Annotated in this window: 11 protein-coding genes and 1 other RNA gene; 8 read left to right on the forward strand and 4 right to left on the reverse strand. The window is 33.8% G+C overall.

What is annotated here, in order from left to right; genetic code table 11:
• Nucleotides 1–151 precede the first annotated feature (151 nt).
• Complete coding sequence (locus FNW38_RS05265) at nt 152–2,290, reverse strand: beta-galactosidase (RefSeq protein ID WP_218043824.1); 2,139 nt, start codon at nt 2,288–2,290, stop codon at nt 152–154.
• A gap of 388 nt (nt 2,291–2,678) precedes the next feature.
• Nucleotides 2,679–3,704, reverse strand: a complete 1,026-nt coding sequence (locus tag FNW38_RS05270) for a LacI family DNA-binding transcriptional regulator (protein ID WP_143386262.1) — start codon at nt 3,702–3,704, stop codon at nt 2,679–2,681.
• A 358-nt stretch (nt 3,705–4,062) separates the two neighbouring features.
• On the opposite strand from FNW38_RS05270, the gene kduI reads away from it, so the two are divergent.
• The 6 genes from kduI to FNW38_RS17430 all read left to right on the forward strand — a co-directional run bounded on the left by kduI (nt 4,063) and on the right by FNW38_RS17430 (nt 11,284).
• The gene (gene kduI, locus FNW38_RS05275) at nt 4,063–4,905 is read left to right on the forward strand and encodes a 5-dehydro-4-deoxy-D-glucuronate isomerase (protein ID WP_144064655.1); all 843 of its coding nucleotides are present in this window, start codon (nt 4,063–4,065) and stop codon (nt 4,903–4,905) included.
• 18 nt (nt 4,906–4,923) lie between these two features.
• Nucleotides 4,924–5,718 (forward strand): gluconate 5-dehydrogenase, encoded by a 795-nt coding sequence (locus tag FNW38_RS05280; RefSeq protein WP_143386260.1) that lies wholly within the window; start codon nt 4,924–4,926, stop codon nt 5,716–5,718.
• Nucleotides 5,719–6,290: 572 nt separating this feature from the next.
• The gene (locus FNW38_RS05285; protein WP_143386259.1) at nt 6,291–7,775 is read left to right on the forward strand and encodes a xylulokinase; all 1,485 of its coding nucleotides are present in this window, start codon (nt 6,291–6,293) and stop codon (nt 7,773–7,775) included.
• 7 nt (nt 7,776–7,782) lie between these two features.
• Nucleotides 7,783–9,108 carry a xylose isomerase gene (gene xylA, locus FNW38_RS05290; protein WP_143386258.1) on the forward strand — a complete coding sequence of 442 codons (1,326 nt, stop codon included), beginning with the start codon at nt 7,783–7,785 and terminating at the stop codon, nt 9,106–9,108.
• 96 nt (nt 9,109–9,204) lie between these two features.
• Nucleotides 9,205–9,927: an NUDIX hydrolase gene (locus FNW38_RS05295; protein ID WP_143386257.1), complete on the forward strand. Its 723-nt coding sequence runs from the start codon at nt 9,205–9,207 to the stop codon at nt 9,925–9,927.
• A gap of 454 nt (nt 9,928–10,381) precedes the next feature.
• On the forward strand, nt 10,382–11,284 hold the full coding sequence (locus FNW38_RS17430; protein WP_185963090.1) for a recombinase family protein: 903 nt from the start codon (nt 10,382–10,384) through the stop codon (nt 11,282–11,284).
• Here FNW38_RS17430 and ssrA read toward each other — a convergent pair.
• Together ssrA and FNW38_RS05310 are read right to left on the reverse strand one after the other, a co-directional pair.
• Nucleotides 11,239–11,635, reverse strand: a transfer-messenger RNA (tmRNA) gene (gene ssrA, locus FNW38_RS05305). The genes FNW38_RS17430 and ssrA overlap by 46 nt on opposite strands.
• Nucleotides 11,636–11,745: 110 nt before the next feature.
• Nucleotides 11,746–12,951 carry a serine hydrolase domain-containing protein gene (locus FNW38_RS05310; protein WP_143386256.1) on the reverse strand — a complete coding sequence of 402 codons (1,206 nt, stop codon included), beginning with the start codon at nt 12,949–12,951 and terminating at the stop codon, nt 11,746–11,748.
• A gap of 233 nt (nt 12,952–13,184) precedes the next feature.
• Here FNW38_RS05310 and FNW38_RS05315 point away from each other — a divergent pair, with 233 nt between their 5' ends.
• Both FNW38_RS05315 and corA read left to right on the forward strand, forming a co-directional pair.
• Nucleotides 13,185–14,387 (forward strand): NAD(P)-dependent oxidoreductase, encoded by a 1,203-nt coding sequence (locus FNW38_RS05315; protein ID WP_143386255.1) that lies wholly within the window; start codon nt 13,185–13,187, stop codon nt 14,385–14,387.
• A gap of 228 nt (nt 14,388–14,615) precedes the next feature.
• Nucleotides 14,616–15,686, forward strand: coding sequence for a magnesium/cobalt transporter CorA (gene corA / locus FNW38_RS05320; protein WP_144064656.1), 1,071 nt, complete (start codon nt 14,616–14,618; stop codon nt 15,684–15,686).
• Nucleotides 15,687–15,702: the final 16 nt, after the last annotated feature.

A 15,702-nucleotide genomic window follows, 5' to 3' on the forward strand; every position in this document is an offset into this window, starting at 1 on the left:
AATCGTTTCTTAATCAAATAGATTGTACTTTTTTAAAAGATGCAATTTGTCGTGTACCCACTTTTAATGCTATTTTTATTTTAAAATAAAAGCTCAAAAATATATTTTAATTCAGAGAAAACTATTCTGAACTGTTTGTTAAATCTTTATTTTATCCTTTCCAAATAACAACTTCTGCCGGTTTGAGTGATTTTTCTCCAATAAGTACTTTTGCATTAGTGGGTACCGGGATTTCTTGATTTTGTGAAGAATAATTAAATCCATACCAGAAACCGTTACTGTATTCTACCAATACACCTTCGGGCAATGCCAATGTTGGTACGTTTGCTTTGTTGAATATTTTTTGAAGTACTTCCTTTTCCAGTTGTCCATCATCGGTATCAGGGCCAACATAGGTAACGGTACCTTTGCCTAATTTACGATGTAAAACCGCAGCTTTACCTTTGTAAAATTGATTGTCATAGCTCGCCCAAACGGTTGAGGTATCCTGTGGTTCTATGACATCTCCCCAATTATTCCAGTCAAAAGAAGTTTCGCCCATTTTTACTTTTCCCATTAAGGTAGTGGGCAGCAAATCAAAATAAATTTCTTTGGCTCCAATCAACTCCAAGATTGGTTTTTGAAAGAGTGCTTCCCATAAATGTGCTTCCCGGTCTTTCTGGCCTGTACGGCAGGTAAGGACTAGGTTTCCTCCATTCTCCACATACGTTTTCCATCGGGCAACCAGTTTATCATCTAATAGCTGATAAGCAGGAGCTATCAAAAATGGATATTCAGAAAAATCTTTACTTTCATCAATTACATCAACTGGGGATCCTAAGGATTTAAGGGCTTTATAATAGCGGTTTACATGAGCCATATAGTCCCATTGATTGGTTTGGGGTTGATATTCCATTTCCCAGCGGTTATCCGGGTTATAAAGAATGGCTGTTTTTCTTTTAATGAGAATAGCTGGTGTTGTTGTTTCGGGTTTGTACCATTTGCGCAGTTCCTGCAATTCTTTTATTACTTTTACATATTCGTCGCCAGAGCGACTCACCGTAATGCCATCCGTTTTCATGATGCCGTAATGGTATTGTTCCCCTCCGGATAAAGGTTGGCGAAAACGGTAATTGCAAACAAATTTATTTCCGCCTGCCATTACGTGATACATCCACATCCGCACTGTTCCAGGCATCGTTTGTGGATTAAACAATCCCCAGTTTACCTGTCCGGGCTGCAATTCCATTACACCGCTTACGCCATTTATTGGTCTGAAAAAGTCATTTGAAAAGCCGATGCTGTTCGCCGATCCCATACGGAAACCTTGTTCTCCGTGCCCTAAATCATATCCTTCTGCGAGGTATTTGGTATAGGTTTGGAAATCCAGCTCTTTCATCCGCAGCGGATCAACTGCTGAATGATTAGGCATTAGGTTAGTGGTTACCCACTGAGAAGGTTGGATGTATTTGCGCAATATGTCTTTTTGCAGGATAACAAAACGAGCGGCTTCATCTGCTGAAAAGCGTTTGAAATCGAGGACAGCATGAGGGTTAGCCTGTTGCACTAATTCCTTTGAGTTAGGAATACGTATCTGTTCAAAGTTGTTGTAAGTCTGACTCCAGAAAGCATTTCCCCATACCTTATTTAAGGTTTCTATGGTTTTGTATTTGTTTTTCAACCAATCTCGATACGATTTTTGGGCGTTGTTGCTATAGTCAAAAGAAGCTCCATAATGAGAAGGCTCATTATCGATCTGCCATCCCCAAACGGTTTTATTGTTGCCGTAACGCTTCGCCAACAAAGTCACAATTTTAGTAACGTATTCTTCGTAGGTTTTACTTGACCATGATGCTTGTTGTCTTGCACCATGTTGTATCGTGCGTCCTTCGGCATTTACCATTAATATATCAGGATGCTTTTGAGTGAGCCAGGCCGGGGGAGTGGGTGTAGGTGTACATAATACTACTTTGAGATTGTGTTTTTCTGCCAGAGCTACGGCTTTGTCCAGCCATTCAAAATTGTATTTACCTTCTTCAGGTTCCATCGTTGACCATGCAAATTCACCGAAATGGGTAAATTCAAAACCAAGGTCAGCCATTTTTTTGATATCCCTTTCCCAATTGGATTCAGGCCATTGTTCCGGGTAATAATAGCTGCCTACAAGCATAAGGTCTTTTTTATCAAAAAACTTTTCAGCGTTTTGGGCAAAAGACATCTGTATACATACCGTCAATAATGTAACTAGAGCAATTCTATTTTTAATAAAACGACTGCGTACCGGTTTTGAAGTAAAGGATATTTGTAACATAATTTTTTATAATTTGGATATTGATTACGTTTTAATTGTTTTAAATGAAATTTGGTAACCATCTCCAATTTTTTGAGAAACGGTATTTCAGGATTTTTATTGGTATGCTTCAACCCACTTTTCGGAAGGCTTGTTATACCCTAATTTTTCTTCTTTAGAATTCGAATTTACGTTATCTTGTGCTTCACAAAAATAATGAAGTAGGACTTGTAAAATAGTAAATGATAGTATTTGGGACTTTAAAAGATTGTATTTGCTAAAAAAAATCATAATTTATTTATTATTAAATTAATTTCAAAAGTATATATTAATTAAAAGAATACTATTCTGAACTGTTTGTTAAATTGAAGTATTTATTTAGAGTTGTTTTAATTTTAACAAAATAGGATTAGATTAATCTTTTTGAAGAATTTCGTTTTATAAGAATAGGTTTTAATACGATTGTTTCGGCTACAGTTGAACCTGATTTGTCCTTTATTTGTGTTAATAATAAATTTGCGGCTATTTTTCCCATTTCAAAACCAGGTTGATCAATAGTTGTCAATGAAGGTTCAATTACTGAAGAAATAGGTTCATTACTAAATCCAACAATTGCAATGTCCTCAGGAATTTTAATGCCTTCTCCTTTTAAATATTGCATGGCACCAATGGCTGCGACATCATTGGCCGAAAAAATTCCATCAATGGGTATAGGCTGTGAAAGCAACTTTTTAGCACTTTCAATACCATCTGATTCCATTAATTTTGAACTTATAATTAAGTTTTCATTTAACTCTATATTATGTTTTTCTAAAGCCGATTTATAACCTTCAAATCTGTTTTTATAAATTTCTAATTCTTGTGGACCGGAAAAATGAGCGATGCATTTACATCCTTGTGAGATTAGATGTTCCGTTGCATCAAATCCTCCTTGAAAATCATCAATAAGTACATTACTGTTTCCTGGGATATCAAGATGTCTGTCAAAAAAGACTATTGGTGTTCCATTTTTTTTTAAAATCAATAAATTATGATTATCCTTTGTTTCCATTGAAATGGAAATCAGGACTCCATCGACTCTGTTTTCAGAAAGTGTTTGTATTATTTTTTGTTCTCTGCTTAATTGTTCTAATGATTGGCAAATAATTACATTATATCCTGCTTCATAAGCAGTTTCTTCAATGCCCGCAATAGCCGAAGAAAAGAAATGACGAGATATTCTGGGAACAATCACGCCTATAGTATTAGACTTGTTATTGCGTAAACTTGAGGCTAATAAATTTCGTTGGTATCCAAGTTCATTGGCTTTCTCATTGACCCTGTTTTTTGTCTTTTGGGTAACCCTGGAATTGTTGTTCAAGGCTCTTGAAACTGTTGAGCTGTCAATGTTTAATGCTTTGGCAATATCGTGTATAGTTACTTTACTGTTTTCCATTATATAATACTATTTCGATGTTTTTTTGTTAGTTTTAATTGGCGTCTTGCTCTCTAATATAAAATAAACAATTCACTTATTGCAAAATTAGGTGTCTTCTGACAGTATTGCTTCTTGAATAGCATATTTAAATGTTTTTATTTCTTCAAAACTCTAAATTTCACTACCAACCCCTATTTAGCTATAAATACAAGTCTTGATTTTGACAAAATGATGTTGAATCGTTTAATAGTGATGCTATACAAAAATACAAAAATAAATACAATCGATTGTATTTTTAAAATAAAATAGTACTTTTGCAGCAGATTCTGTTTTTATATAAAAAACAGAATCTGCTAATAATTAGATAAATATAGTTATGAAAAACACTTTTGAAGTACGATATGCTTCTTCGCCACGCGATTTTAAAATGTATGATACCACAAGATTGCGGGAAGAGTTTTTAATTCAAAATTTGATGGAGCCTGATGCAGTAAACTTGGTATATACCCATTATGACAGGTATATAGCAGGAGGGGCTGTACCAGTTAAATCGGCTTTAAAATTAGAAACAATTGATCCGTTAAAAGCAGAATATTTCCTGGAAAGAAGGGAATTGGGAATTATCAATGTTGGTGGAAGCGGTTCTGTTTTGGTTGATGGGGAAAAATATGAATTGGCATATAAAGAAGCTTTGTATGTGGGAAGAGAAAATAAAGAAATAATTTTCAATAGTGATGACGCTACAAATCCTGCAAAGTTTTATTTGAACTCGGCTCCAGCTCATAAAGTATTTCCAACAAAAAAGATAAGTCAAAAAGAGGCTGAAGTTGTAGAGTTAGGGGCAATGGAAACTGCAAATGCGAGGACTATTAGAAAGTTAATAGTTAATAGTATCGTAGAAACGTGTCAGGTTCAAATGGGGATGACCGAGTTGAAACCGGGAAGCGTATGGAATACGATGCCTGCCCACGTACACGATAGAAGGATGGAAGTTTATTTCTATTTTGAAGTCCCAGAAGATCAAGCGGTGTGTCATTTTATAGGAGAACCACAAGAAACAAGGCATATATGGATGGCAAATAACGAAGCAGTAATTTCTCCACCTTGGTCAATTCACTCTGGATCAGCTACGAGTAACTATACTTTTATTTGGGGAATGGCTGGTGAAAACTTAGACTACGGGGATATGGATTTTTGTAAAATAAATGAATTAAAATAAACTTTAAAATAAATAATTATGTCAATAAACTTATTTGATTTAACAGGTAAAACTGCATTAATTACCGGTGGTGTTCATGGTTTAGGAATGTCAATTGCCAAAGGACTTGGTCATGCAGGAGCAAAAATTGTTGTAAACGATCATTCTTCACAAGAAAGTGTTGATGCTGCTATTAAAGAATATCAGTCAGTGGGTATTGAAGCTTATGGCTATTTGTTTGATGTCACGGATGATGCAGCAGTAAAAGCGAGTATTGAAAAAATTGAAAAAGAAGTGGGGCCAATAGATATTTTGGTTAATAATGCTGGGATTATTAAAAGAACTCCTATTCTTGAAATGGAAACTGTAGATTTTGAAGCAGTTATTAGAGTTGACCTTATAGGACCATTTATTGTGTCTAAATATGTAGCCAAAGGAATGGTTGAAAGACGTTCTGGGAAAATCATCAATATGTGTTCCATGATGAGTGAATTAGGAAGAGATTCAGTAAGTGCCTATGCTGCTGCAAAAGGAGGACTGAAAATGTTGACACGTAGTATGGCTACAGAATGGGCTAAATTCAATGTTCAAACAAACGGAATTGGACCAGGGTATTTTGCAACGAGCCAAACGGCTCCAATTAGGGTTGATGGGCATCCTTTCAATGAATTTATTGTAAGTAGAACTCCCGCTGGTCGTTGGGGAGATCCAGATGATTTGCAAGGAGCTGCTATTTTCTTAAGTTCAAAAGCAAGTGACTTTGTTAATGGTCATGTTGTTTATGTTGATGGGGGTATTTTAGCAACAATAGGAAAACCTTCTAATGAGAGTTAAAATTTAGATATTCTTATTCCGTTAGAAAAAAAGTATTGTAAACAATTAGCTAATTGTTTACAATACTTTTTTTATTTAAATAGGCATAGAGATATATTGTTGGGTTTCATTTTTTTAAGAAAAAAAGCTGGCAATATCTGATTCTAGATAGTGGATTTTAGCATTTTTTAATTTGTAGTAGAGATTCATGTTTATGTCAAAATACCTGAGAATTATTTATGCGTTTTTGAAACTATCAATTATTTACTTTTAAATAGTCTTTGTCGCGTCTTGATACGGCCGTTGATTGCAAGTTATTCGCGGTTTTATTTCTAGTTTTTAATTTTCGAAAATTCTCCTTTAACTACTTTAATTGGTGTCATCATCATAGAGCTATTTTCTTTTCAAGGTAAAAAAAGATAATGATAGATTTTATCACCCAAAAAGTAGTTTTTTCTTTGTCCACTATCCAAGTAAACCTCGAATTCTTATTTAAATTTCAGTAAACGGTATGGTTCAGAACAGTTATGTTATTTTAATATAATAGGTTTGTGAATTACGATTAAAATAAATAGTAATTTAAAGAATATATAATGTACTATATAGGTTATGATATAGGAAGTTCATCAGTTAAAGTAGCCCTGGTAGATGCTGTTACAGGAGAGAAATTAATAGCAATACATGAGCCATCAGACGAAATGCCTATAATTGCTTTTCATAAAGAGTGGGCAGAGCAAGATCCAGAACTTTGGTGGCAACACGTTTGTACTGCTACCAGACGAGCTATCAAAGAAGCAAATGTAGATGCCTCTAACATAACAGGTATTGGAATATCTTACCAAATGCATGGGCTAGTTGTTGTCGATAAAGAAGGAAAGGCGTTACGCAATGCAATAATATGGTGTGATAGTAGGGCGGTAACAATCGGAGATCAAGCCTTTACTGAATTAGGAGAGCAAAAATGCGCTACTCATTTAATGAACTCTCCAGGAAATTTTACGGTTTCTAAATTGAAATGGGTTAAAGAAAATGAGCCTGTTATTTATGATAAAATTTATAAATTCATGCTTCCGGGCGATTTCATTGCGTATAAATTGACAGGAGAAATCGCCACAACTAAAAATGGCTTGTCTGAAGGAATACTTTGGGATTTTAAAGAAAATAAAGTGGCCAATTGGTTATTAGATTATTATGGGATTGATGAGTCCTTAACTCCAAACATTGTAACTAATTTTACTAATCAAGGATTTTTACATGCTCAAGCTTCAAATGAATCCGGACTTCCTATCGGTATTCCGGTGGTTTATAGAGCGGGAGATCAGTCTAATAATGCATTGTCCTTAAACATATTCAAACCTGGAGAAGTTGCCGCTACAGGAGGTACTTCGGGGGTTTTATATGCTATAACGGATCAATTAGACTCAAAAGAAACTTCTAGAGTAAACAGTTTTGTTCATGTGAATTATACCAATGAAAAACCAATTGTAGGGAAGTTATTGTGTATCAATGGTGCTGGAATTCAATACCGTTGGTTGCGTAATCATAGTGGGTTAGATTCGTATGAAAATATGAATAGAAAAGCATCTAAAGTGCCTGTTGGTTCGGACGGTGTTGTAATTATTCCTTTTGGAAATGGTGCTGAGCGCATGCTGAATAACAAAAATGTAGGAACTCATTTCTTGAATTTGAATTTAAACAAACACAGTCATGGTCATCTATACAGAGCAGCTTTAGAAGGAATTGCTTTTTCATTTGTATATGGAATGGAAATTTTGAAAAAGGATAATACAGTAATAAATGTTATTCGGGCTGGTAATGACAATTTGTTTCGTTCGGAAATTTTTTCAAATACGGTGGCCACACTTATTGGGCATGAAATAGAAATCTATAACACAACAGGTTCTGTTGGAGCAGCTAGAGCGGTGGGACTTATTGACGGTAATTTTGAAAAATTTGGAGAGAGTATAATCAAAAACGATCATGTAATGACCTATATGCCTTTAAAAAACAAGGAGCATTATTTAGAAGCTTATGAGAATTGGAAAAATGAATTAGAATTAATACTAACAAAAAAATAACAACCAGATGATAGTTTTAGGAAACAAAGAGTATTACAAAGGAATTGGTAAAATTAACTTTGAAGGAAAGGATTCGGATAATCCTTTGGCATTTAAATATTATAATCCAGATCAGATAGTTGCAGGTAAAACTATGCGCGAACATTTTAGATTTGCGATCGCTTATTGGCATACCTTCTGTGGTCAAGGGTCAGATCCATTTGGACCAGGAACGCAAAATTTCGCTTGGGATCAATCTACTGATCCTATTCAAGCAGCAAAAGATAAGGCAGATGCAGCATTTGAATTTATTAGTAAAATGGGTTTTGATTATTTCTGTTTTCATGATTATGATTTAATTCAAGAAGGACCAACATTTGCTGAATCAGAAAGAAGATTAGCAACTATTACGGAATATCTAAAAGAGAAAAAAGCAGCTTCAGGAATTAAGCTACTTTGGGGAACTGCGAATTGTTTTTCTAACCCTCGTTATATGAATGGTGCAGCTACAAATCCTGATTTTAATGTTCTGGCTAGGGCTGGAGGTCAAGTTAAATTGGCTTTAGATGCTACTATTGCATTAGATGGAGAAAATTATGTTTTTTGGGGAGGACGTGAAGGATACATGACTTTACTAAACACGGATATGGGAAGAGAATTAGACCATATGGGGCAGTTTTTGACACAAGCGAGAGATTATGCAAGAGCACAAGGTTTTAAAGGAACTTTTTTTATAGAACCTAAGCCTATGGAGCCATCTAAACATCAATATGATTTTGATTGTGCTACTGCTATTGGTTTTTTACGTGAGTATGGATTAGAAAAAGATTTCAAAATGAATATCGAAGTAAATCATGCCACATTAGCTCAGCATACTTTTCAACATGAACTGGAAGTTGCGGCAAAAGCGGGCATGCTAGGAAGTGTGGATGCTAATAGAGGAGATTATCAAAATGGTTGGGATACGGATCAATTCCCAAATAATATCCAAGAAATAACAGAAGCTATGTTGGTTTTCTTAAAAGCAGGCGGTCTTCAAGGTGGTGGAGTAAATTTTGATGCAAAATTGAGAAGAAATTCTACCGATATGGAAGATATTTTCCTAGCGCACATTGGTGGAGCAGATACATTTGCTAGAGCATTGCTTACTGCGGATAAAATTATTGCTTCTTCGCCTTATGATAGTTTAAGAAAACAGCGCTATAGTTCTTTTGACTCTGGAAAAGGGAAAGCATTTGAAGAAGGAAAATTAAGCCTGACAGATTTGTATAAAATTGCACAACAAAATGGGGAGTTATCATTGCAAAGTGGTAAACAAGAACTTTTTGAAAATATTATTAATCAATATATATAGTTTGTAGCCTAAAATGGGGTTTGTTTTTGGTTAGTAGTGTGATGGAACAAAAAATAGTATTGAAATAATTTGTGTAGCTAAAAACTACGTTTCAATATGTTTTTTTGTTCCATTTCAGATAATAATCCATTAAAAACAGTAAAGGAATCAGTTATGAATGAAATAACTATTGATTGTGTAATATTTGGTTTTGATAGAGGAAGTCTCGAAGTACTTTTAGTGGAGCAAGGAGAAGGTACCGGTATGATAAAATGGGGGCTTCCATCTGGTCTCATTAAAAGGGAGGAAAGTACTGATAATGCTGCACATAGATTATTAGAAGAGTTTAGAATGTTTGACAATATATTTTTAGAGCAGTTGAAGGCTTTTGGAGATCCCAATCGTTTTCCATTAAGGCGAGTTATTACCATAGGTTATTATGCTTTAGTAAATCGAGAAAAATATAATGTAAATGCTAGTTTTACCACTTCACATGCGAAGTGGTATAAAATTAAGGATATACCGGATTTAATTTACGATCACAATGAAATTTTAGCTTTTAGCTTAAAGCAGTTGCGTAATCGGGTTCGTCAGGCTCCTATAGGTTTTAATCTTTTACCTGAAAAATTTACATTATTGGAACTTTTGCATCTTTACGAAGAGATTCTGGGTGTAGCAACAGATAAATCTAATTTTCGCAGAAAGATTTTAAGCAAGAAGTTATTGCTTCCCTTGGATGAAGAACAACAAAATGTTTCCCATCGGGCTGCAAAGTTGTACAAATTTGATTCTAAAGTTTATGAAAAATTGACTCAAAAAGGATTTAGTTTTGATTTTTAATTAAGAAATCAATATAAAAACCTTTCGGTTCTGAAAATGTAAATAGTTAAAACAAACTTGATTTAGCTTCTGGTGTAAATATCTTATAAAATAAAAAATGTTTTAAAGGATTGCTAAATATTAAAATTCATATTCTTTTAGTTAAAGAAAAACAATATTTATTAAAAAAATAGATAAGGATATGAAGAGCTTTAAGTTCCGAAGGATACTTACTCAGCTTAATGTTTTAAGGCAAGAAAGGAGACCCTATCAGGATAATTTTGGAACTTATTGTTTTTTGATAATATAGCGAAGTGCTGACTATTTCGTAAAAATTGGTTTGATTGGCATTAGTAGTGTTTTTTTAAGTTTCCGTACTCAATTTTACTTTATTAATATTAAAAAAGGTTTTATGACTGGAAAGTGGTGGTCAATTTGACCGTTTTTTCCATTTAATAGGGGCGGTAATAGCGCAATCGAAAGAATACTTGCAAATCCTATTTATGCAGGGTTATTACATGTTGAGGCTTTTAAAGAACACCCTGGAGGACTTTTTCCGGGGATACATGAGCCTATAATTGATATTACAACATGGCAGATGGTACAACGTAAAATGAAAAAGCCTGAAAAAGTAAAAACGGTAATAGACGACGAAATTCCTTTAAGAGGAATATTAAAATGTCATTGTGGCAATATTTTAACTGGTGCTCCTTCTCGTGGTAAATCGGGGAAATATTTCTATTATTATAAATGTAGATGTCCCAAGCATAATAATATAAGTGCACTTAAAGCACACACTCAATTACTAGGTGCTTTTGAATTGATGAGCATTTCGGATAAAATGCTAAAGGACATTAAGAATAGCTGCACTTTGTCAATAGAAAAGGAGATTAAAAGTAATGGTGAAAAGGTGATACTTAAAAAGGAGGAACTGGTAGATGTAGAAGCAAAGTTATATACACTTGAGGAAAAGTGGATCAGTAACGAAATTTCAAGAGAAACATACAACAGATGGTACGCTACCTATAATTACTCTTCTTTAAATCTAAAAGGAGCGATTGAACGGCTGAGTACCAATGTAGGGGACGTATATAAAATCTTGCAGAAAAATATGGATTTACTTACCGACATACCTTATGTTTATACTAAATCGACAACTCTGCAAAAAAGGGAATTTATAAGTATGGTGTTCGACACCAACTTATACTATGAAGAAGGGGTGTATCGAACACCTACTATGTCAAGTATATTTTCTCGTAATTACCTGTTAATGAGAGATGAATGGTGTCTTATTTATGAAAAAAAACGGGATGATTTGTTAATCATCCCGTCGAGTGGAGTCGCCGAGAATCGAACCCGGGTCCAAACAAGCAACTAAAAGGCTTTCTACGCGTTTATTTCCTGATTAGATTTTCGATATTGTGCTTGGCCAGAAACAGCCACACGATACTTATCTTCTTAATTTCGAAATCCACCCGAAGCTTATGGAAATCTAGGTTTATTTTTACGGTTCCCCTAAATTGACCGCCACAAACCAAGGCTTTCAAGGAGAATCCAGCTTTCCTATCTGATAGGAACGTGGCTTAATCGTACTATAATTCGGATTATGCAGCTAAAGCGTAGTTATTTTCGCCGTGTAAAAGTGTAAGATCTTATATTTACGAGCAAGGTCTCAATGCTCGACGTGCTTACTTATCAATTCGACTTGCTGTCAAAACCAGTCGACCCCTTTTTTATTTCAAAATTCAAAATATGAATTTTGAGTTTGCAAATGTACAATTTTAAACTTGAATTAGTACTGCTAAACTCTCAACTCTATTACAAAAATCATTCCCTTTTTTATTCGTCTTTTATTCTGAACGGATAATCACCAAATAAAACAGCCAATTTCCTAACATCGTATGTTTTTCGGGTAAATTTATTGGATAGTGCTATAATGGTAACACTCTCTTTTCTCAAGGTGATGTAGGATGACGTATTGCCATGCCACCAACCGTTGTGAAAATAAAAATTTTGTCCCGTATCCCAATTGACCATCCGAATACCAAGACCATAATTTTTAGTCCCTTTACGCTCATTGCTGTATCCTTTATATACTTGACTTTGCAGCTTTGGTGTTAAAAAAGAAGAACTATTTCTGGCTCTGTCAAATTTCAATAAATCCCGTGGTGTGGAATAGATATTTTTATCACCATAAACCGCATCTAAATAATCCTTGCCAATTTCAACTTTATTTCCTTTATAAGAGGTAACTGCTGTGTCTTTATCTCTTTCATAATCAAAAACATAGGTATTTTTCATCCCAAGTGGTTCAAAAATGATTTGTTTCATGGCATCTTTGTAAGGGAGTTTTGTTACTTTTTCAATTATTAATGCCAACATGGCATAATTAGTATTACAGTAGCTAAAACGGGTATCGGTTTTGAATTCTAAACCAATATCCTTAGTTGCCATAATAGTCAGGATATCTTGATTGGTAAGTATGTTGTGTCTGTCCCAAATCAATTTATCACGATCTGTAAAATAGGCATAATTACGCATCCCACTTCTGTGATTCAGCAATGTTTTGATAGTTACATCCGGATAAGGAAACTCTTTCAAGATGGTATTTACTTTTTGATCTAAATCTATTCTTTTGGCATTTACTAATTTTAAGATAGCCGTTGCGGTAATGACTTTACTCACTGATGCAATATGTAGCGGTGTCGATTTAGTAATTAATGTTTTATTCCTAAAATTAGAGTAGCCTTCATATTTTTCATAAATAATTTGGCCGTTTTTAGCTACCAGAAAACTACCGTTAGCACTATTATTGGACCAATTTTTATTGTAAAAAGCATCAACAGCCCTTTTTTTAGTATCGATGTATTCAGCAGTTAGTTTAGGAAGATCATTTATTAAAGGTTTCATCTTAGGCAATGTACTCTTTGGGAGTTGGGCATCACTTAATTCTGTTTTCTTTTTCTCTTTGGTACAAGAACTCAAAACGATTATCAAGATGAGTATTTGTAGTATATTTGCTTTTTTTATAAATTTCATTTTCATAGTGCTAGAAAGACAAATATATAGAATCAATCCCTTTTGATTCCTCTTTTTTCCGAAACCTTAACACTATTTTATCAACGTTTTATAAATGCTGTTTTGTATCATTTTGGACATCAGCTTTTAATGGCTTATGACTTGTAAAATTATTTAAAAAAGAAAGCCAATTTATTTAAAATTGTTATATTTGTAACAAATAATACAAAATAAGTTATATTAATATAAAAGTACAGAAAATGAAATTCGGAATTATAAAAGAAAGAAAAAACCCACCAGACAGAAGAGTTGTTTTTTCACCAGATGAATTGGCAAGATTAAAACAGCTTTATCAGGGAGTTTCTATAAAAGTGGAACATTCCGATATTCGAATTTTTACAGATGAGGAATATAAAAAACTTGGGATTGAAGTTACAAATGACATCAGTGATTGTGATGTTTTATTTGGTGTAAAAGAAATTCCTGTGGAAGACTTAATCCCTAATAAAGCGTATTTCTTTTTTTCGCATACCATAAAAAAACAACCATACAACAGAAAATTGTTGCAAGCCATACTCGAAAAAAACATTGATTTATACGATCATGAAACCATCGTGGATTCCCATAATCGCAGGTTAATTGGTTTTGGACGCTATGCCGGAATTGTAGGGGTTTATAACAGTATTCGCGCTTTTGGAATAAAATTCGAATTGTTCAAATTGCCAAAGGCAGATACACTTTCTGGTAAAGAAGCACTAATCGCTCATTTAAAACGATTGATATTGCCGCCTTTAAAATTTGTGATTACGGGTACCGGAAAAGTGGGTAATGGAGCAAAAGAAGTTCTGGATGCTATAAAAGTAAAGGAAGTTTCGGTTGAAAATTATTTGACAAAGAATTATTCACAACCCGTTTATACTCAAATTGATGTTTTAGAATACAACAAACGTAAAGATGGGAAGATATTGGATTTTAAAGATTTTTATACTAATCCACAAGATTACGTATCCAATTTTGAACGATTTACTAAAGTTTCCGATATCTATATTACAGGGCATTTTTATGCCAATGAAGCTCCGGTTATTCTTACACGCGAAATGCTGCAGTCGAAAGATTGCAAAATTAAAGTCGTTGCGGATATTTCTTGTGATGTCAATGGTCCAATAGCCTGTACGCAAAGAGCATCAACAATTGCGGAACCTTTATATGGATATTTGCCCAGTGAAAATAAAGAAGTTGATATCTTTCATCCCGCTGCAATTGTTGTAATGGCAGTTGATAATTTACCATGCGAATTGCCAAAGGATGCCAGTATAGGTTTTGGTGAAATGTTTATGGAGCATGTAATACCTGCTTTTTTCAATGGAGATGCTGATGGTATTCTTCAAAGAGCCAAGATAACCGAAAAAGGAAAATTGACTCCAAGATTTAGTTATTTGCAGGATTATGTAGATGCTGAATAAAGAATATAATTTTTTAAGAAGAAACCGAGTTAGTGATAGCTCGGTTTTTTTTGTGGAATTTTATAAATGAAACATGATTAATCTCATAAAACGGATTATTATTTCTGTATACCTTTGTTTTTCAAAATAAATCAATAAGATAATATTCATTTTTATGAATGCCAAATTCATAAAGTAGTCATTCATTGATAAAAGTTTTTTGTAATATTACTACATAAATCAGTTGGAATGAGAAAAATTAAATACAAGAAAGGAAGGAAACTGCAACCTTATAATTTGGAATATACTGGTATTCATAAAAATAAGGAGTCGGAAATGCAGTTGTTTGTATATGATAATTTAGATTTGATAGAATATGAAGATTTTAAAGTTTCCGATTTAGACAAATTTATCAATGTCCAAAAAACCAATTGGATTAACATACACGGATTAAATAATGTTGAGTGGTTGAAGTCTATTGGCGCTTATTTTAAAATAGATAATTTCATGTTAGCCGACATTTTGAATACGACGCGAAGAACTAAACTGGAAGAGTCTCAGGACAGTTTATTCTTTAATATAAAATCACTGTTACCTGCAGGAAATTCCGATAATATAAGTGTGGAGCAAATTAGTTTTTTGATAAAAGACGGCATTCTTGTTTCTTTTCAAGAAAAGCGAAGTGATTTTTTTACTCATATTAGAGAACGTATTCGAACACATTCAGGGATTGTCAGAACAAAAAAAGCCGATTATTTGTTGTACATTCTTTTGGATGCCATCATGGAAAATTTCTACATAACCATAGAAAATGAAGAAGATAAGGTGGAAGAATTGATTAACCTTACCAAGGAAAGTGCGGATCCTTTAATTCTGGAAAGAATTGAAAAACACAGGGATAATTTTAATTTTCTGAAACGATCCATTATACCACTTCGGGATTCTTTGTACGATATTAAAAGCATAAAAGACGATAATGTGTTTAATGCCATGGAAGCGGATAATTTTAGTTTTTTTACCCGATTGCATCAAAAGAGCTTAGAACTTTTAGAACAAATAGAATCTGATATGGGTTCACTGGAGAGTGCTTCTAATTTCTTTTTCTCGGCACAAACCCATAAGATGAATGAGATTATGAAAACGCTGACTATTGTGTCGGCGATATTTATTCCGCTAACTTTTATTGTGGGGGTTTATGGAATGAATTTTGAATATATGCCGGAGCTTAAACGGCACTATGGTTATCATACTGTTGTGGGCGCTATGTTTTTAATAGTAGTTGGGATGATTATTTATTTTAAAAAACGTCGTTGGTTTTAGTAATTAAAAATATAAC

This window comes from Flavobacterium gawalongense, assembly GCF_007097265.1.
Classification (GTDB): domain Bacteria; phylum Bacteroidota; class Bacteroidia; order Flavobacteriales; family Flavobacteriaceae; genus Flavobacterium; species Flavobacterium gawalongense.